The sequence below is a fragment of the Williamsoniiplasma lucivorax ATCC 49196 genome, assembly GCF_000518285.1.
Taxonomy (GTDB): domain Bacteria; phylum Bacillota_I; class Bacilli_A; order Mycoplasmatales; family Mycoplasmataceae; genus Williamsoniiplasma; species Williamsoniiplasma lucivorax.
In genome coordinates, this window is record NZ_JADH01000015.1 from 1 (window position 1) to 18,366 (window position 18,366).

At 31.7% G+C, this 18,366-nt stretch carries 26 protein-coding genes; 1 reads left to right on the forward strand and 25 read right to left on the reverse strand.

The window, feature by feature from the left end; genetic code table 4:
• Positions 1-351: 351 nt before the first annotated feature.
• The 23 genes from P695_RS0103985 to rpsJ all read right to left on the reverse strand — a co-directional run bounded on the left by P695_RS0103985 (position 352) and on the right by rpsJ (position 15,266).
• Entirely contained in the window at positions 352-1,128 is a 777-nt protein-coding gene (locus P695_RS0103985; protein ID WP_028126960.1) for a MurR/RpiR family transcriptional regulator, read from the reverse strand.
• A 119-nt stretch (positions 1,129-1,247) separates the two neighbouring features.
• The gene (locus tag P695_RS0103990) at positions 1,248-2,648 is read right to left on the reverse strand and encodes a glycoside hydrolase family 1 protein (RefSeq protein WP_035026507.1); all 1,401 of its coding nucleotides are present in this window, start codon (positions 2,646-2,648) and stop codon (positions 1,248-1,250) included.
• A gap of 19 nt (positions 2,649-2,667) precedes the next feature.
• On the reverse strand, positions 2,668-5,313 hold the full coding sequence (locus P695_RS0103995) for a PTS sugar transporter subunit IIABC (RefSeq protein WP_028126962.1): 2,646 nt from the start codon (positions 5,311-5,313) through the stop codon (positions 2,668-2,670).
• Positions 5,314-5,830: 517 nt separating this feature from the next.
• Positions 5,831-6,268: a 50S ribosomal protein L15 gene (gene rplO / locus P695_RS0104000; RefSeq protein WP_028126963.1), complete on the reverse strand. Its 438-nt coding sequence runs from the start codon at positions 6,266-6,268 to the stop codon at positions 5,831-5,833.
• Positions 6,269-6,280: 12 nt separating this feature from the next.
• Positions 6,281-6,982: a 30S ribosomal protein S5 gene (rpsE, locus tag P695_RS05595; RefSeq protein ID WP_084331612.1), complete on the reverse strand. Its 702-nt coding sequence runs from the start codon at positions 6,980-6,982 to the stop codon at positions 6,281-6,283.
• A 16-nt stretch (positions 6,983-6,998) separates the two neighbouring features.
• Complete coding sequence (gene rplR / locus P695_RS0104010) at positions 6,999-7,349, reverse strand: 50S ribosomal protein L18 (RefSeq protein WP_028126964.1); 351 nt, start codon at positions 7,347-7,349, stop codon at positions 6,999-7,001.
• A gap of 18 nt (positions 7,350-7,367) precedes the next feature.
• Positions 7,368-7,910 (reverse strand): 50S ribosomal protein L6, encoded by a 543-nt coding sequence (rplF, locus tag P695_RS0104015; protein ID WP_028126965.1) that lies wholly within the window; start codon positions 7,908-7,910, stop codon positions 7,368-7,370.
• A 19-nt stretch (positions 7,911-7,929) separates the two neighbouring features.
• Positions 7,930-8,319: a 30S ribosomal protein S8 gene (gene rpsH / locus P695_RS0104020; protein WP_028126966.1), complete on the reverse strand. Its 390-nt coding sequence runs from the start codon at positions 8,317-8,319 to the stop codon at positions 7,930-7,932.
• A gap of 19 nt (positions 8,320-8,338) precedes the next feature.
• Complete coding sequence (locus tag P695_RS0104025) at positions 8,339-8,524, reverse strand: type Z 30S ribosomal protein S14 (protein ID WP_028126967.1); 186 nt, start codon at positions 8,522-8,524, stop codon at positions 8,339-8,341.
• An 18-nt stretch (positions 8,525-8,542) separates the two neighbouring features.
• A complete protein-coding gene (rplE, locus tag P695_RS0104030; protein WP_028126968.1) occupies positions 8,543-9,085 on the reverse strand; it encodes a 50S ribosomal protein L5 in 543 nt (180 codons plus the stop codon).
• Between the two features lie 15 nt (positions 9,086-9,100).
• Positions 9,101-9,418, reverse strand: coding sequence for a 50S ribosomal protein L24 (gene rplX / locus P695_RS0104035; RefSeq protein ID WP_028126969.1), 318 nt, complete (start codon positions 9,416-9,418; stop codon positions 9,101-9,103).
• Positions 9,419-9,426: 8 nt separating this feature from the next.
• The gene (gene rplN / locus P695_RS0104040) at positions 9,427-9,795 is read right to left on the reverse strand and encodes a 50S ribosomal protein L14 (RefSeq protein WP_028126970.1); all 369 of its coding nucleotides are present in this window, start codon (positions 9,793-9,795) and stop codon (positions 9,427-9,429) included.
• 11 nt (positions 9,796-9,806) lie between these two features.
• Complete coding sequence (rpsQ, locus tag P695_RS0104045; protein ID WP_181040943.1) at positions 9,807-10,067, reverse strand: 30S ribosomal protein S17; 261 nt, start codon at positions 10,065-10,067, stop codon at positions 9,807-9,809.
• Positions 10,064-10,483, reverse strand: coding sequence for a 50S ribosomal protein L29 (gene rpmC / locus P695_RS0104050; RefSeq protein WP_028126972.1), 420 nt, complete (start codon positions 10,481-10,483; stop codon positions 10,064-10,066). Before rpmC ends, rpsQ begins: the two co-directional genes overlap by 4 nt.
• The gene (gene rplP / locus P695_RS0104055) at positions 10,476-10,895 is read right to left on the reverse strand and encodes a 50S ribosomal protein L16 (protein ID WP_028126973.1); all 420 of its coding nucleotides are present in this window, start codon (positions 10,893-10,895) and stop codon (positions 10,476-10,478) included. Before rplP ends, rpmC begins: the two co-directional genes overlap by 8 nt.
• Positions 10,873-11,634: a 30S ribosomal protein S3 gene (rpsC, locus tag P695_RS0104060; protein ID WP_028126974.1), complete on the reverse strand. Its 762-nt coding sequence runs from the start codon at positions 11,632-11,634 to the stop codon at positions 10,873-10,875. Before rpsC ends, rplP begins: the two co-directional genes overlap by 23 nt.
• Positions 11,635-11,645: 11 nt before the next feature.
• Positions 11,646-11,981, reverse strand: coding sequence for a 50S ribosomal protein L22 (rplV, locus tag P695_RS0104065; protein WP_028126975.1), 336 nt, complete (start codon positions 11,979-11,981; stop codon positions 11,646-11,648).
• A gap of 9 nt (positions 11,982-11,990) precedes the next feature.
• A complete protein-coding gene (gene rpsS, locus P695_RS0104070; protein WP_028126976.1) occupies positions 11,991-12,257 on the reverse strand; it encodes a 30S ribosomal protein S19 in 267 nt (88 codons plus the stop codon).
• 14 nt (positions 12,258-12,271) lie between these two features.
• Entirely contained in the window at positions 12,272-13,111 is an 840-nt protein-coding gene (gene rplB, locus P695_RS0104075; RefSeq protein ID WP_028126977.1) for a 50S ribosomal protein L2, read from the reverse strand.
• Between the two features lie 62 nt (positions 13,112-13,173).
• On the reverse strand, positions 13,174-13,458 hold the full coding sequence (gene rplW / locus P695_RS0104080) for a 50S ribosomal protein L23 (protein WP_028126978.1): 285 nt from the start codon (positions 13,456-13,458) through the stop codon (positions 13,174-13,176).
• Positions 13,458-14,084: a 50S ribosomal protein L4 gene (gene rplD, locus P695_RS0104085; RefSeq protein WP_028126979.1), complete on the reverse strand. Its 627-nt coding sequence runs from the start codon at positions 14,082-14,084 to the stop codon at positions 13,458-13,460. The genes rplW and rplD overlap by 1 nt, the downstream gene beginning before the upstream one ends.
• Before the next feature lie 11 nt (positions 14,085-14,095).
• Positions 14,096-14,914 (reverse strand): 50S ribosomal protein L3, encoded by an 819-nt coding sequence (gene rplC, locus P695_RS0104090; RefSeq protein WP_028126980.1) that lies wholly within the window; start codon positions 14,912-14,914, stop codon positions 14,096-14,098.
• A 43-nt stretch (positions 14,915-14,957) separates the two neighbouring features.
• Positions 14,958-15,266 carry a 30S ribosomal protein S10 gene (gene rpsJ, locus P695_RS0104095; protein WP_025734031.1) on the reverse strand — a complete coding sequence of 103 codons (309 nt, stop codon included), beginning with the start codon at positions 15,264-15,266 and terminating at the stop codon, positions 14,958-14,960.
• Between the two features lie 352 nt (positions 15,267-15,618).
• On the opposite strand from rpsJ, the gene P695_RS0104100 reads away from it, so the two are divergent.
• On the forward strand, positions 15,619-16,830 hold the full coding sequence (locus tag P695_RS0104100; protein ID WP_028126981.1) for an AEC family transporter: 1,212 nt from the start codon (positions 15,619-15,621) through the stop codon (positions 16,828-16,830).
• A 166-nt stretch (positions 16,831-16,996) separates the two neighbouring features.
• Here the strand turns inward: P695_RS0104100 and P695_RS05600 are convergent, their stop codons facing one another.
• Both P695_RS05600 and P695_RS0104110 read right to left on the reverse strand, forming a co-directional pair.
• Positions 16,997-17,284 carry an ArsR/SmtB family transcription factor gene (locus P695_RS05600; RefSeq protein ID WP_035026511.1) on the reverse strand — a complete coding sequence of 96 codons (288 nt, stop codon included), beginning with the start codon at positions 17,282-17,284 and terminating at the stop codon, positions 16,997-16,999.
• A gap of 79 nt (positions 17,285-17,363) precedes the next feature.
• Positions 17,364-18,350, reverse strand: coding sequence for a hypothetical protein (locus P695_RS0104110; RefSeq protein WP_028126982.1), 987 nt, complete (start codon positions 18,348-18,350; stop codon positions 17,364-17,366).
• Positions 18,351-18,366: the final 16 nt, after the last annotated feature.

Sequence of the window (18,366 nt, forward strand, 5' to 3'; positions counted from 1 at the left end):
TTTTCATTTTCAAGTATTAGGTCTAGACCTTGTTCGAAAGAATCTTTTGGTTGTTTTTTCATGTGTTATCTCCATTCTTCATTATTAACTTACTACAAAGTTAATCGTGTGTTTTGGAATTTACACAAAATTCTTTACAGACCCAAAGCAACGGGTTTGTTTTTGTTTTGGGTCTTTACCAGTTTTTGTGTAAATTCATTTTTACTTATTATTCAATTATCACATTCTAACCTTCGATAAAACACTTGTCAGTTGATTTATCAAATCTTGATATAGTTGGTTTCAATCCAATTCCAGTTAGCATTAACATAAGCAAGTTAATAGTGAATTTTCAAATTTGCTTAGAGTTATTTAAAGACCATCATTTTCAATTGACTCTAAAATAATCATAAATAAAGATTCTAAAAGTATTGTTCTATAAAAATAACCATTAAATTTTAAATGTGATTTAATAACAAATACGTTTTTATAATCTTTTACATAATCTCTTTTGCCAGTTGAAGTAATTATAAAAACCTTATTTTTATCCAATGTTTTTAAAATACCAAATAATCGTTTTGTGTCTTGACCAAATAAAATAACCAGAAAGACATCTTTATTTTCACAAAAATGTTTTCTTGCTTCCATATGATTTTCTGCTTCATTTAAATAACGACAACTGTAACCTTTGCCGTTGAATAGATTCACAGCAAAACTAGCCGCATTTGTTGTCGAATAAGCTGTGAAAATAGTTAGTCCTTTATTATTTTTCAATTCTTCAATGAAAGAGGTAAGAAAACATTCATTTTCTACAATATCTAGAAAGAAATTTTTATAAATGTCTCTAACTAAATTAATTCCAGAAGAAAGAGAGGGTTCTTTTATTTTGGTTGTTGATTTTCTCTCATTGAAATAATGTTGATGTTCTAGTTGTAAAATCGTTTTAAATTCTTTATATCCAGAAAAACCAAGTTTTTGACAAAAAAGAGTTATTAGTGGAACAGAAACATGCGCTTTTTCAGCTAATTCCTTTTGATCAAAAAATTCTCCTTTTAGATAATTTTCCAAAATAACAGAAGCAATAATTGTTGTGCTGGTTTGTTCATAAGAGTCACTTATTTCTATTAACCTACCTAAAATACTTTTCATTTTTAACTCCTTGTTTATATCCAAATTTTATTCTTTGATTAATTAGATGTAAATAAATTAAGATAATATGGAAAATAATAAAAAATCACTTAAAGTGATTTTTATCATTTAATAATAGTTTATTTTATATCATCACCATTTGATGCAATAACTTTTTTATATCAATAAAAAGAATCTTTTTTATATCTTTTTAAATCTTTTTCTTCACGATTGACATAAACTAAACCATAACGTTTTTGAAATCCTTCATGAGTAGAAACTAAATCAATGGCACTTCATAAGTTATAACCAAATAATTCAACCCCGTCATTGATGATTAATGGAATTTGTTCAATGTGTGAACGTAAATATTTAATACGATAATCATCATGTATTTTAAAATCATCAGTTAAGATATCTCTTGCACTTAAACCATTTTCAGTAATTATAATTGGTAAATTATAACGTGTGTGTAATGCTCTGGATGTTAATCTAAAACCAATCGGATCCATAGTTGAATATTTGGTCTTTTCTAAAAATTCATTACTTGCAATTTGAAACATATTTTCAATATTAAAAGCTCACTTTTGATCGCCCTTTTTAAATTCACTGTCTTTAACTGGGGCAGACACTGTTGTTGAACTATAATAATTAAAGGCAATAAAATCAATATTTATAGATTTAAATAATTCCATATCACCAGGTAGTATTTCAACATTATAATTATTTTCTTTCCAATAATTTAATAAAATTGGATCGTATTCTCCTTTTGTAAAAATATCGATATGTGCTCAATTTCTTAGAATGTTAGCGTTATCTGCAGCAAGAACATCTTCTGGTTTACAAGTTTTGGGATAGACATAAGTAATGTTTGGTGCTACACCTATTTTTGCAGTATTAGATATCTTTCTCAGTTGCTTAATTGCAAGTGCTTGTGCAATATTGGCGTTATGAAAAGCTTGATATTTAGAAGTTCCATCATCAACACCATTTTCTAATTTATTTAAAATATGTTCGAACAAAATATTTAAATTTAATTCATTAATTGTTTGTCAATAATTAACTTTTGTTTTAAATTCTTCAAATAGAGTTTTAGCATATTTAACATAAGCTGGGACAACGACATCTCGATTATTTCATCCACCCATTTCACTCAATTTAATTGGCATGTCGAAATGATAAATGGTGACAATTGGTTCAATATTGTGTTTGATCAATTCATCAATTAAGTTGTGATAAAATTTTATTCCTTTAGAATTGGGTGTTTCTTCTAAACCTGTTGGATAAATTCTGGGTCAGCTAATCGAAAATCGATAAGATTTAAATCCCATTTCAGTCATTAATGCAATGTCTTCTTTTCAATGGTGATAATGATCAGAAGCTATTTTAAAATCAGTTTTATCAGGATGTTTTAATGAAATAAACATAGGTTCTTCTAAATCTTGGATTGAAACTCCTTTACCATCTTCATTTCAAGCGCCTTCAATTTGATATGCGCTTGATGAGCCACCTCATAAAAATTCTTTTGGTATATTTTTCATATTGTAATCCCTCTTTTCTTTAATTATGTTTAAATAATAATATTTCTTGTTTATTAAATTTTGAGCTTAATTTTTCTTTTTCACCTAAATTGATGAAAACAGAATTAATAGCATTTGAGTATTTATTATAAATTTTATTTACTAATTCTTTATTTTGGTTTTTTTCAAAAATATCTAAAATTTCTTTAACTAAGTTTTCATTACTTTGAGTGATTTGTTTAATTTCATTACTTGTTGGTAAGTTATCTTGCTTAGCTTTATAGATGAAATCTTCTAATATAAGAATTTTGTCTTCATATTTTGGGGTATTTAATTTTTCTAATATCAACTCTAATTTATGGATTGAATTACTATTTTTTTCTATTTTGATTTTTTCATTATATAGATTGAATTTTTTAGCCAATTTTTCACTACGTGCTGTTTCCTTATCATTTAAAAGTTTAATTTTATTTGCTTTTTCTTGAATTATAGATTCTTGTTTTTCGTATAATTTTATTTTTTTTATCAGGTTTTTGTTATAAATATTTTTTAAATTTTCAATTTTTTCATTAACTTGAGTAGTACTATCTAAATTTTGATTTTTCATAAATTTAGATAGTAATTTATTTGCTTTCAAAATACCTATTCTTTCACTTACACGGTCCTTTTGGAGTAATAAAACTAAAATTGATGAGGTGCTCATTGCAAGTATGAAACCCACAAGCATTGCGATTAATGACTTTGTGTCATGAAGAGGACCATTTGCACTCAATAAAGAAAATCAACCACCCATGCCCGCTTTAACACCAGCATAAAATTGAACACCCATGATTCCAGCAACCAATCCACCAACTCCAGCACCAACACATGCAAACACAAATGCTTTTGTTTTTGGTAAATTTGCACCAAACATTAATGGTTCGGTAATTCCTAATAATGCAACAGGAACCCCGGCTGTGATCATTTGTTTCAAATTTTGATTTTTAACAATAAAATAGAGACCAATTGAAGCACCAGCTTGTGCTAAATGAGATATTGGAATCGCTGCAAAAAGTTGCAAGGTTTTAATTCCTTTAATATAAGGATCTGGGTCATTTAACATTGGAATTTGCAATATAGTTATTAAAGGCCCATGTGCACCAGTTATCACTAATGGTTGAAATATTGCTGCAAATATACCGATTGACAATCAACTTGGCATTTTATTTACATAAGAAAAGATAAATCCAATAGTTGCTTCGAATACAGAAATCACAGGGCCTACAATAAAGAAAGCTGATACAGATGCAATTAATAATGCAAAGGTTGGTGTTGTCATCATTTGACTTCAACTAGTAAATCTTTTTTTCCCAAAAAATTCAGCCTTAACTAATATATAACCAACCAATGTGGAAGTTATGATCGAACCAGGTGTTGGTCCAATTTTCATTCACACATAATTAATCCCATCTATTTTAGAACTTAATAATGTATAGCTTCATGGCAAAGCCGATACAACACCTGTGGGTCCAATATTTAGAACTCCTTTAAAAATAATTGGGGCGGTTAGTATTAATCCCATAGTCAAACCAAGTATAGGATTTCCTCCAAAATGTTTGACAGCATTGTATGTGAAAAAGATTCCCATAAACAATGTTGCTCCACCAGAAATTAAATAGACTAATTGAGTTGCTAAAGTATAAGAAGCAAAATTTGATGATGGTGAAACATTTTGAATTAATCCGGCTTGTTGCAAAACAGCTTGAATTGCATTAATTAAACCAACCCCTATTAATGCGGGAATTGCAGGAATTATTATACCCTTAATTAAATTTAGTAAAGATTTTGAAAAATTTTGCTTTTCAGTTTTATGTTTCCAAATAAACTCTTTAGGTTTAGATAAGTTGATCAAGTATCGATCTAAACCATCTTTTATTTTTTCAACTTCACCACCAATAATTACTTGAAGCTCTGCGCCGTTTCATTTCAAACCTTTAACAATATCGATCTTTCTTATTTCCTCTTCTTTTATTAGAGATTTATTTTTGATTATAAAACGCAATCTAGTTACACAATTGTAATATTTTTCGTAATTATTTTTTGTTCCGATTGCATTATAAATTCTACCAGCAATTTCTTCATCACGATTTTTTATAAATATCCCATTTGCCATTGATTCTTTTAAACTGAATTTTAAAATGTTTTTTGGTTTTACTATTGGTTTAATATTTTTTTCATCATATATTAATTCAGCAATTTTTTCACCTTGTTTGACAAATCCATCTTTTAATAAATTAAATTTTCATCCTTTATTTTCATTTAAATCGATTACAATTGGTGTATCTAAACTCAAATTATGTTCTTCAATCATATTTCTATTTATTTTTACAATTGGTGTATCTAATTTTAATTCATCGTTTTCTTTGACAAAAGTTTCAAAAGGTTTACCGTTTAAAATCACTGTATCTAAGCCAATGTGAATTAATATTTTTACATCTTCAGACTCTAAAAAATAAGCATGTTTAGTATCAAAAATTTGCAATAATTTGCATTTTTCAAATGGTGAAAAGAATACATCTGTAGTGGGTTTAATAAAACAACCCTCACCCAACATACCTTCAGAAAAAACACCATCATTCAATTCACTTATTGGTTTTATAAGACCATCAGTAGGTGAATAAATCATAATTTTTTTATTTTCATTCATGTCATCCTCCTTTATAGATAAAATATAAGTATTAATACTTACATTTATATTTAATAATTTTTTATATTGTAAAAAAGTTAAAAAACTAAAGATTTAAGTACTTTAAAAATATTTAATTACTTAAATCTTCACTATAGTGTTTATACTTTATGTTTCTTCCTTTCTTACAAAACAATCATTATTGTTCTGAGAGTAAACTTACATTATCTTATGCTTTTTTGATGATATTGATTTTTTAAAAAAATAACCCTTTTATGAGGGCACATTCATTATTAATGAAGCAATGAGTAATTGAAAGGAATAAGGCAAGAAGAACCTTTTAATTTAATTACGGTCAATTGACTATATCGATTATTATCCTTGGAAATATAACACTACTAAATTAGCTCAATATTATGAATTTTACAAATCATGGGGCTAATTTCACCTAGTCAAATATTAACCCATTCCAGATTTATTTATTTAATTTGTTGAGCAAAATAAAAAGCAAGGTTAAACCTTGCTTGTTGATTAATCTTTAAATTAATGTTACTTTTCCGCCATTTTTTTCAACAGCTTGTTGAGCATTTTGTGAGATTTTATTGACAGTTAAGTTAACTTTTAATGTCAATTCCCCATTACCTAAAACTTTGACTAATTGTTTTTCGTGACGAATCACACCTTTTTCAATTAGTGTTTTGTGATTAACTTCAGTTAATCCCAATTTTTGTAATTGATCTAAATTGATCAAAACATATTCTTTTTGATTTGGTGAAGTGAAACCAATTTTTGGTAGTCGACGGAATAAAGGAGTTTGTCCCCCTTCAAATCCAGGTCTCACACCCCCTCCAGAACGTGAGTTTTGTCCTTTGTGACCACGAGTAGCAGTTTTCCCTTTTCCAGAAGCCATTCCACGACCAATAATAGTTTTTTTAGTTTTACTTCCTGGTGTATATTTTAATTCATTTAATTTCATCAGTTAGTTCTCCTATTTTCCTTCTTCTACTTTTGGCTGAGCTGGTTTGGCTGGTTGAGTTGGACTTGGTTGAGTTGGTTTTTTAACTCGACCAAATCTTAATTCTTGCACTTTAGCCATCGTATGCATATTAGTTAAACCATCTAAAGTAGCACGGATCATATTGATTGGGTTGTTGCTTCCTAATGATTTAGCGTAAATATCTTCGATTCCCGCTAATTCAATCACAGCACGACTTGGTCCTCCGGCAATAATTCCAGTTCCTTGTTTAGCTGGTTTAATTAAGACGCGCCCTGCTCCAAATTGACCGATAATATCATGAGGAACTGTTGTTCCACGCAATGAGACAGTAATTAGGTTTTTACGTGCTTCTTTGATTGCTTTTTTAATTGCATCAGGGACTTCGTTAGCTTTTCCAGTTCCTAGTCCAACTTGTCCTTTTTTGTTCCCGACAACAACAACTGCTGCGAAACGGAAGTGACGTCCACCTTTAGTAACTTTCGTTACACGGCGAATTGTGACCACTTTTTCTTCAAAGTCATCTTTGATTGGAACGGGACGTTTGGGACGGCGGTTTCCATCTTTTTTGTTATCTCTATTTGATGGTCTAGAGTTATTGAACTTACGTTCAAATTTTTTTGCTTGAGTTGGTTTGTTTTCTTCAGTTGTCGATGTTACTTCTGCAACTTGATTTACATTCATTTCTTCAGTCATATCTCCATCCACCTTTCTAGAATTTTAAGCCAGCTTCACGAGCTGCATCAGCGAAAGCTTTCACTTTTCCATGATATTGATAACCACCACGATCGAATACCACTTCTTCAATTTTAGCTGCTTTCGCTTTTTTTGCGATTTCGTTAGCGACAGTTACAGCAGCTTCAATGTTTGATTTTGATTTTAATGATGTTTTCATTGTTGAAGCACTGATTAAAGTTACTCCAGCAACATCATCAATAATTTGAGCATAGAAATTTGTGTTTGATTTAAATACATTTAATCTTGGCTTTTCAGCAGTTCCGATCACTTTTTTACGAACACGGAAATGACGGCGTTTTCTAGCTTCTTGTTTAGTAAATTTCATAATTTAATCCTTACCAGCCTATTTTCCAGCTGCCTTCCCTTCTTTTCTAATGATATGTTCATTTTTGTATTTAATCCCTTTACCTTTATATGGTTCAGGTTTTTTGTATGCTCTAATTTTAGCAGCCACTTCACCAACTAATTGCTTACTAATTCCTGAAACCAAGACTTGGGTTGGTTTGGGAACTTCGATTGTAATTCCTTGGGGAATTGCAAAGGTAATTGGGTGTGAGAATCCTAATGCTAAGTTTAAGATGCTTCCAGCTAAGTTAGCTTTGTATCCAACTCCGATGATTTCTAATTCGATTTTGAATCCATCACTCACACCAGTTAGCATTCCTTGTAATAAAGAATTAGTTGTTCCATGAAGTTGTTTGGTGTGCTTAACTTCGTTAGCACGGGTTGTTGTTAGTTCAGTTCCTTGAACTTCGATTTTGATTAGGGGTGAAAATTGTTGTGTTAATTGACCTTTTGGTCCTTTAATAGTAACTGTGTTGTTTTCTGAAATATTAATTTCAACTCCAGCAGGGACTGTTAATATTCTGTTTCCTATACGTGACATATATCTAAATACCTACTTTCTATCAAACAAAGGCAATCACTTCTCCACCAACTTTGTCTTGGCGAGCTTGTTTGTCTGTCATGATTCCTTGTGATGTTGAAACAATAGCGATTCCTAGTCCATTTAAAACTTGAGGAATTTCACTAGCAGGAGCATAAACTCTTAATCCTGGTTTTGAGATTTTTTTCAAGCCTTGGATCACACGAGTTTTTCCTTGATATTTCATTTCGATAGTGATTTCGTTTTTGTTTTCTTTATTGATTGCATATCCTGCAATAAATCCTTCTTTTTTAAGAATTTCAGCAATCTCGTTTTTCATTTTGCTTCCAGGCATATTTACTGTTTTTAAATATCTCTGGTTAGCATTACGAATACGAGTAAGCATATCTGCAATTACGTCTGTTGTCATTTTCTTCTACTCCCTTTCACTATCATGATGCTTTTCTAACACCAGGAATTTGTCCTTCATATGCAAATTTTCTAAAGCATAGACGGCAAATTCCGAATTTTTTTAACACAGCATGTGGTCTTCCACAGTGATTGCAACGTGTGTAATTTCTAACACCAAATTTTTGGTGTTTAGCTTGTTTAACTTTTAATGATTTTTTTGCCATTTTAACTCCGTTGCCTTTCTATTTAGAAAACGGCATTCCGATTTTTTCTAATAATGCGAATGCGTCTTCATTTGTGGTTGCGTTGGTTACGATGGTGATATCCATCCCACGTAATCTTTGCACCTTATCAAAATCGATTTCTGGGAAAATGATTTGTTCTTTAGTTCCCAGGGTGTAGTTCCCAAATCCATCAAATGAATTTTTGGGAACTCCTCTAAAGTCACGGACACGTGGTAGTGCCACATTGATTAATTTGTCAAGGAAGTCGTACATTTTTTTACCTCTTAAAGTAACTTTTGTCCCGATTGGCATTCCTTCACGTAATTTGAAGACAGCTAATGATTTTTTTGCTTTAGTGGCAATTGGTTTTTGTCCACTAATTAAAGTTAATTCATTCATTGCTGTATCTAATTTTTTTGGATCAGTTGTTGCATCACCAATTCCCATGTTAATTACAATTTTAGTAATTTTAGGAACTTGCATCACTGATTTGTATTGTCTCTCTTTCATTAAAGCAGAGACAATTTCGTTTTTATATTTAGTTTCTAATCTTGATTTCATATTTTTAATTGCCTCCTATTTTAATGTTTGTTTTGAACGGCGTGAAACACGAACTTTTTTACCATCGTGAATTTCATAACCAATTCTTGTTGGTTTGTCTTTCGCTTTTGGATCAACATAACCGACATTTGAGATATTTAGTTTGGCAGGAATTTTTTTAATCCCACCTTCTGTATCAGTGTTTGAAGGTTTGACATGTTTTAACACTTCAACCCCTTGCACTGATACAGTCATTTTATCTTTTGAGATTCAAGTTATAGGTCCCTTTTCTCCTTTATGAGAACCGGCAAGAACTTTAACTAGATCACCTTTTTTTAATTTAGACTTAGCCATAATTCCTCCTATAATACTTCTGGAGCTAAAGAAGCAATTTTAACAAAACCAGCTTCCTTAACTTCTCTCGCAATTGGGCCAAAGATACGAGTTCCACGTGGGTTCTTATCTTCTTTAACTAACACAACTGCATTTTCTGAGAATTTGATGTATGTTCCATCATCTCTTCTCAATTCTCTTTTTGTACGCACAATAACAGCTTTCACAACTGTTCCTTTTTTAACAGCACTGTTTGGTGCTGCAGCAATCACTGAACAAACAATAATATCGCCAATACCTGTGAATTTACGCACAGATCCACCTAAATTACGAATCACACGAACTTGTTTAGCGCCTGAATTATCAGCGACGTTTAATACGGATAAATTTTGAATCATCTCTTAATCTCCTATAAAACTGCTTTTTCTATAACTTTGACTAAACGGAAGTTTTTAGTTTTTGATAATGGACGTGTTTCCATAATTTCCACTTTATCTCCGATTTTTGCTACTTGTTGTTCGTCATGTGCTTTATATTTTTTAGAATATTTAACACGTTTTTTGTAAATTGGGTGATTTTTGTAAGTTTCGACTAAAACAATAATAGTTTTGTCCATTTTGTCTGATACAACTTTACCAGCTAATACTTTACGGCTATTTCTTTCCATTATTCTTTAGTCCCTTCTTCTTTGTTTGTGTCAACGTCTGCGTTAGCCATAGCTGCTTCAATTGCATCCATGTCTGGAGTTGCTCCAAACTGTTCAGCTTGAAGTTTTTCCATTTGCTCACGTTGTTTTTGGCGTACTTTTTTTCCTGATTGCTCAGCGTTTTCAACGGCTTGGTAATAATCACCTTTGACGTTGATGTTTGTGTTTTCTCCAGCTCTTCTCTTCTCAGATAAAACTAGTTCAACTCGGGCAATTTCTTTTTTCAAATTGGAAATGCGGTGAGTTTGTTCTAGACTACCAACAGCTGCTTGGAATTTTAAAGCAAATAGTTCTGCTCTTTTATTTTCACTAATTTGGATTAGATCAATTACTGTTGAACTTCTTAATGTTTCCATTTCGCTTAATTGTTTTTTAGCCATTTAACTCACCTCTTTTCACAAATTTACATTTGATTGGAAGTTTATGCATTGCTAATCGTAATGCTTCACGAGCGATTTCTTCACTCACACCAGCGATTTCAAACATAACTGTTCCTTTTTTAACAACTGCTGCTCAGATTTCTGGGTTTCCTTTTCCAGATCCCATACGAACTTCAGCTGGTTTTCTTGTTAATGACATATGTGGGAAAATTCTTACTCAAACTTTTCCATCACGTTTCATATAACGAGTCATTGCAATACGAGCTGCTTCGATTTGGTGGTCATCAATTCATGCACCATCTAGTGCCATTAAACCAAATTCACCAAAATCAACTTTTTTAGCCCCTTTTGCTTTTCCTTCATAACTAACACGGTGAGGCTTACGATATTTAGTTCTTTTTGGTATCAACATGGTGATCTCTGCCTCCTTTATTAGTTCATTTTTTATCAGCAAATTTGTTATCACGTGGTTTGAAATCACGTGATTCGTTATCACGACTAGCAGCATTTTTTTCAAATACTTCTCCGTGGTTAACTCAAACTTTTACACCAATTTGTCCATATGTAGTTTTTGCTTCATATAATGCATAATCAATGTTTGATCTTAAAGTTGTTAGTGGTACTGAACCTTCTAAATATCCTTCAGTACGAGCCATTTCAACTCCACCTAATCTTCCTGAAACAGTGGTTTTAATTCCTTTTACTCCATGAGATTTAAGTGCACGACGAATCGCAACTTTTTGCACAGTTCTGAATGAAGCACGGTTAGTAATTTGTTCTCCAATTCAACGAGCAATTAATGTTGCATTGCCATCTGGGTTATCAATAGCCACAACTTTAATGTTCACTACTGCTTTACGGTTTTTTTCAATTTTTCTAACTGCTAATGTAATGTCTTCTAAACGTTTGTTGTTTTCCCCCATTACAATAACTGGACGAGCAGATTTGATAATTAATTTAATATCTTTAGTTGTTCTTTCGATATCAATTTTTGCCACAGCGGCGTTGTTTAACATTTTTAATAATGTTTGACGAATTTTGATATCTTGATTCAATCATTTAACATATTGATCTTTTTCTGCATATCAGCGACCTTCTCATTGTCTAACAATACCAAGGCGCAACGCATTAGGTGATACTTTTTGTCCCATTTCTACTCCTCCTATTTAACATCACTTACAATGATTGTAATGTGACTTGTTCTTTTTAAAATTTCATAAGCACGTCCATGTGCTCTTGGTCTAAAACGCTTTAGTGTTGGACCTTCGTTAACATAAACTGTTTTAACAAATAATTTGTCGGCTTCCATTCCGTTATTATTAACTGCGTTTGCAATTGCTGAGTTTAATAATTTTAAAACCGGTTCTGAAGCTGTTTTGTTCATGTTGTTTAGAATTGCAATAGCTTGTGCTACTGGCTTTGTTCTGATTGTATCTACTACTAATCTAGCTTTTCTAGGAGAGATACGAATCATGCTTAATTGTGCTTTTGCTTCCATCTTAATCTCCTATTTTTTACCTTTGTCATCACCATGACCACCGAATTTACGCGTTGGGGCAAATTCTCCTAATTTGTGTCCAACCATATCTTCAGTGACGTACACTGGGATAAATTCTTTCCCGTTGTAGACACCAAATGTATGTCCGATGAACTCAGGGAAAATTGTTGATCTACGTGATCAAGTTTTAATTACTTCTTTTTTAGCACCCATTGCTTCTACTTTTTTAAATAAGTAATCATCAGCGAATGGACCTTTTTTTAATGATCTTGCCATATCTATTTTCCTCCCTACTTAGTTCTTCTTCTTACAATTAATTTTTGTGATGCTTTTTTCTTATCACGAGTTTGCACTCCTAGTGCAGCTTTTCCTCATGGAGTGACAGGTTTCTTACGTCCAATTGGTGTACGTCCTTCTCCCCCTCCATGTGGGTGATCATTTGGGTTCATCACTGAACCACGAACTGTTGGACGAACACCTTTTCAACGGTTACGTCCAGCTTTTCCTCAGTTTACTAAGTTGCGTTCTTCATTTCCAACTTCACCGATTGTTGCATAACATTCAGCTAAAACTTTTCTTACTTCTCCTGAACCAAGACGTAATGTGACATATTTCCCATCATCATCTTTTCCAAGAATTTGGATTGATGAACCTGCACTACGTGCCATTTGACCACCTTTTCCAGGTCTTAATTCAACGTTGTGAATTAAAGTTCCTTCAGGAATGTTTTTTAGTGGAGCTGCATTACCAACTTTAATGTCAGCATGTTCACCAGCAACCACTTTCATTCCCACTTCCATTCCTTTTGCAAAGAGAATGTAGCGTTTTTCTCCATCAACATAATTAATTAATGAGATAAATGCGTTACGGTTTGGATCGTATTCAATTGTTGAAATTGTTCCAGCAACGTCTAGTTTGTTACGTTTGAAGTCAATAACACGGTACTTACGTTTGTGCCCACCACCTTGGTGACGAGTTGTAATATGACCATGGTTATTTCTTCCACCATTACTTTTTAATGGTTTTAATAATGATTTTTCAGGAGTATCTGTTGTTAATACTTTGCTGTAATCAATAGTTGTCATATTTCTGCGACCATTCGTGGTCGCTTTATATTTTTTGATTGCCATATTTTATCCCTTTCTATATAGCTTGTGATTTACAATAATTTATCTATTTTGGGCAGATTTTTCTATAAATCGTTTAATACGTCTAATGACTCACCATCTTTTAAAGTGATGATTGCTTTTTTATAAGCATTTGTTTTCCCAACAAAACGTCCCATTTTCTTTTCTTTTCCATCATAGTTTGCGGTACGAATTGATTTTGTTTTAACTTCGAAAATTTGTTCGAAAGCTCTTTTAATTTCAGTTTTAGTTGCACGTTTGTCAACTTTGAATGTGTAAACACCATTTGCATGTCCCATAAATGACTTTTCAGTTAAAACTGGTTTTTTAATAATTTCTGTAATATGCATTATGCGTACACCTCCTCAACAGCCATAGCCGCTTCTTCTGTAATTAATAATTTAGTTGCGTTTAATAAATCAAAAACATTTAATTGTTTGGTGTTGATTGTTTTTAAACCTGCGATATTATTTGCTGATTTGATGACTAAGTCTTCTTTTTCTTTAGTCACGATTAATACTTTTTGATCATCCATTTGAAGGTTTTTCATAACTTCAACCATTTCTTTAGTTGATGGTTTTGAAAATTCAAATTTGTCGACAATAACTAAGTTTGCTTCTTTAGCTTTTAGCGATAATGCTGATTTGAAAGCTAAAGCTCTAACTTTTTTATTTACTTGTTTTGAGTAGTTGATGTCTGGTGTTGGACCAAAAACAACTCCCCCCCCTCTTCATTGAGGTGAACGGATTGACCCTTGACGAGCACGTCCTGTTCCCTTTTGTCTTCAAGGTTTACGTCCCCCACCTCTAACTTCGGCACGGGTTTTAACTTTTCTTGTTCCTTGTCTTAATGCAGCTTGTTGAGAAACAACTGTATCATAAATTGCTTGTTGATGAGGTTCAATTCCTCAAACATTATCATTTAAAGTAATGTCTTTAGTTTTTGTCCCTTGAACATTTAAAACTTGTAATTTCATATTGTTCCTCCTTACTCAGCACTTTCTTCAGTTGCAGCTGGTTCAGCTGCAACTGGATTAGTTGCTTCCTCTGTTGGTTCAACTGTTGGTTCTGTTGCGGCAATTGTTGGTTCAACAACTGCTTCAACTTTTGGTTCAACTGCTTCAACTTTTGGTTCAGCAACTTTTTGTGCTTCTTTTCTAATTAATAATTCTGCTGCTGCATTGGCTTTTAGACCTTTAACATTTTGTTTAACTTGAACAAATTGTCCTTTTGGTCCAGGAATTGATCCTTTAATTAACATAATGTTGTTCGCAAGATCGATTGAAACAACTTCCAAGTTTTGGATTGTTCTTTTCGCATGTCCCATATGTCCAGGCATTTTCTTTGATTTGAAAATACGGTTAATAATGGCTCCCATTGAACCAGTTCCACGGTGGTATCCTGATCCATGACCCATTGGTCCTCTTGCATAGTTATGTCTTTTAATTGACCCTTGAAAACCTTTTCCTTTTGATGTTCCTGTTACGTCGACTAATTGACCAGCCTCAAAGATGTCAGTGGCAACAACTTGTTGTCCTTGCTCAAATCCATCCATGTTTCTGATTTCTTTTACGAAGCGCTTAGGTGCGGAATTGGCTTTTTTAAAGTGGCCAGTTTCGGGTTTGTTTACTAAGTTAGCTCTTTTGTCTTGAACTCCTAATTGAAGTGCGATGTATCCATCTTTTTCAAGAGTTTTAACTTGTAAAACAGTGTTTGGTAAAACTTCAACGATTGTAACAGGGATTAAACGTCCATCTGTTGCAAAAACTTGAGTCATTTCTACCTTACGTCCTAAGATTCCTTTCATTTTTTTATCCTCCTAATGATAATCATGTATACTTTGTTGTCTTCTAAAGTTTAATCTCAATATCAACACCAGCTGGTAATTGAACTCTTTTTAGAGTGTCGATTGTTGTTGGTGTAGCGTTTAGAATTTCTAGTAATCTTTTGTGTGTTCTCATTTCGAATTGTTCACGTGAATCTTTATATTTGTGAACAGCACGAAGAATAGTAATGATTTGTTTGTCAGTTGGTAAAGGTATTGGTCCACGAACTTTCGCTCCAGTTCCTTCAGCAGCTTCGATGATTTTAATGATGCTTTGATCCACAATTGCGTGGTCGTAGCCTTTGATTTTGATTCTCATTTTTTGTTCTGCCATAGTATCTCTCCTTTTTTTACAATGTATTTGTTTCAACGACAACCATTTCCAGTGTGTTGTGATTGAGCACACAAAATATACATGTAATCAATAGTTTAACTTATTTTTATAGATAAAACAATATCTATTCAGAAATCGTTTTAATAAGTAATCCTTATCAAACTAAATTAAGCTGTTTATTATCACGAAAACTTATATAAAGTGGTTGAAAAAATAACCATCTTTCTATAAAGTTAAAATTGTGGAGTATAGTACTTCTTATCAACATTTATAAATTGTAATATTTTAAAAATTAATTGAAAAAAATACTTGTATAAGGAGGATTCTGCTCTTATATGAAAAGGAAAAAATTATGAATTTTTATTCAGAAATAACTACTTCAGGGCAAGCTATTGGTAATGCCTTGAGTAGTCTACTCTTTTGAGGAACTATTCTAGCCGCAACATTTGTTATTGGTTTAGGATGATTTATTCAAAAGAAAAAAATATTTAAAGAAGGTTGAGAACAACCACTTGTTAAAACACTAGTGATGATTGGTTTACCTGCTTTGATCTTTAATTCATTTATGAAAGATATTTCAACTGAACATATCGTTAATATGCTTATGTTAATGCTTGCGGGAGTTATTTTCTTCTTTGCAATGTCAGTTGGAGCAAAATATTTATATATTAATAAAAGTAAATCAATTCAAGACACTTTATCAATGTGTATCGCTTTTGGATCAACAATTTATTTTGGGGTACCAATTGTAAAAGCGGTTTTTCCAAATAACATACCAGATGTTGAACAAGCAGCTAATATGTTTAATGTTGGTTTTTGATTATTTATGTGTTCATGAGCTTTATTTGTTATTAAAAAACCAGTTGCTGGAATGGGACTTGATGGTAACAAATTAAAAGCTAAAGACACAAATGGTCAAGTTGTTGCCTTAGAAAATTATAAGGTGAAATGAACAGATATTAAAGGGGTTATTTTAACACCAATTATTATCTCGTTAATTGCTGGATTCACACTTTGAATTCTACAATTAATTCCAGGAATTAAGGTTATTCATGTCACAGGTAGTGGGTGAAATACATTGGCAGGAATAAAAGATGGTTATTATTCAGTCACTAGACTAGATGCTTTAATTCCAGGGTTGGCTATGATTCTAAATCTTTTAGGAGCATTACCAACACCACTTGCTTGATTAGCAGTTGGAGCAATTATTGGTAAAACTAATTTTAAAGAAGCAATTCAAAATAAATTAGTTTGATGAACAGTTGTTCTAAGAAATTTATTAACACCAATTGTATCATTTGTCATTATTATCATTTTTGCAGCAATTGGACATGCGAGTGGCGGATTTAGTATCAACCGTATCGATTTTGTAGTTGCTGTTATGATGGCTGCTTCCCCAATTGCCACCACAATTGTCAGTTATGCAATTCTGTACAACAAAGAAAAAGAATTAGCATCACTATCGACATCACTATCAACAGTATCTGCTGCAGTAACAATGCCGTTATGAACTATCATTGCTGTTTTCTCAGCCTATGAATTTGGTTTTGTGGCTGCCATTTAAAACTTAATTTAAAGCTTTAAAAACTAAAATTACAACCTTAAAAAGTTGTAATTTTTTATTTTGTAAATAAAAAAGTCTTATTAGCAAGACTTATTTGGCATAGATTTGTTTTGTGTTGGCAAAACAAGCACTAGCAGCATCCGCAATCTGGACACATAAGAACCTCCTATTGATTACCCACTTCATTTAAAAAGTGGCGTAATTTGCTAAATTTAGTTAGGTCAAAATCATAAATTTTTAAAGTACCTTCTTTGATTACTTTAACAAAACCAACTTCTTCTAAAAATTTCATGTGATAAGAAAGTGTTGGTTGGGTGATGTGCAATTCTTTTAATAAATTTCTCGCACATAAACAATCAAATGACTTTGATGTTAATAATTCAACAATTTTTAATCTGGTTGGATCAGATAAAACTTTAAACATCAAAGCATAATCATCATAATTGTATTCCATATAATTCCTCCTAACATGAACATAATAACATAAACATAGATAATTATCTATATTTAGACTTATCAATATTTATTTTTATTTAAAGATGCAAGTTTGGTTTTTTGGTGCAATTAAAGCGAGCAATATTTTTTTGTAAATCGCTTTGGCTTGCTTCAGTTTTGGCTGTTTTTGTAAAGATCTTTTGAATTTCTGGATTGGCGAAAAGTAAAGGAAAATAATTAATTTTAAGAGTTTTAAAAAGTTGATTCAAATAATCAATTAATTCTGTATATTCCAATTGTTTCCCCAACTCATTAAGGGTTGCGATAATAATTTGCTCATCTTGAGTGACATTATATAAATGTCATGGTTTTAAATTAGTCTTGATGGTTTGGGAGTTTTTAATTTCATTAACTAATTGTTCCATAATTTCTTGAGCCAGTTGTTTGTTTTCTTTTTCCAAAATTAAATGTGCTTGCACATTTAAACCAAAGCTTCCTTGCAAGTAAAAAAGACTGGTTTTAAAATCAATTAAATCTCAATTTTGAAAATGTTTATTTTCAAAATAATAAATTGTTTGATTGTGTTTATTTTGTTCAAAAGCAAAAGGCCCAGTTTTAAAATAAAGTTTAAATTTTGACTTATTTACTTGATAATTATCACTCATCCAAACACGGTTAAAATCTAAATTAATTTGATCCACAAGATTCATGTCATCAACATCCACTGGGATTGTGCTTGGTTTAAAATGTTTTAAGTTACGGTTTCTAAAAGTAAAGATTTCTTGGAGGAATTCGTTTTGAAATTTATTTTGCTGCAGAATTTTTTGTTCAAAACTATTTTTCGATAAACAAATAATTTGTCGATCTTTTAAATAAAGTTCAAAACGAATTAAAAAATAACCAAGATGATGAAATTGGTCATGGTGGTTATTTTTATACCTTAATGCGCGATTTCAGTTGGCACTACTCAAAATGCCACTGGCAATTTTATTTGGTAAAACTTCAAAAATTTCATCACCAATTAAATAAAGGTCATCCTTAGTTTGTACTTCGATCAAAACTGCTTGTTCACCAATATATAACATGATTCCCCTTTCATTT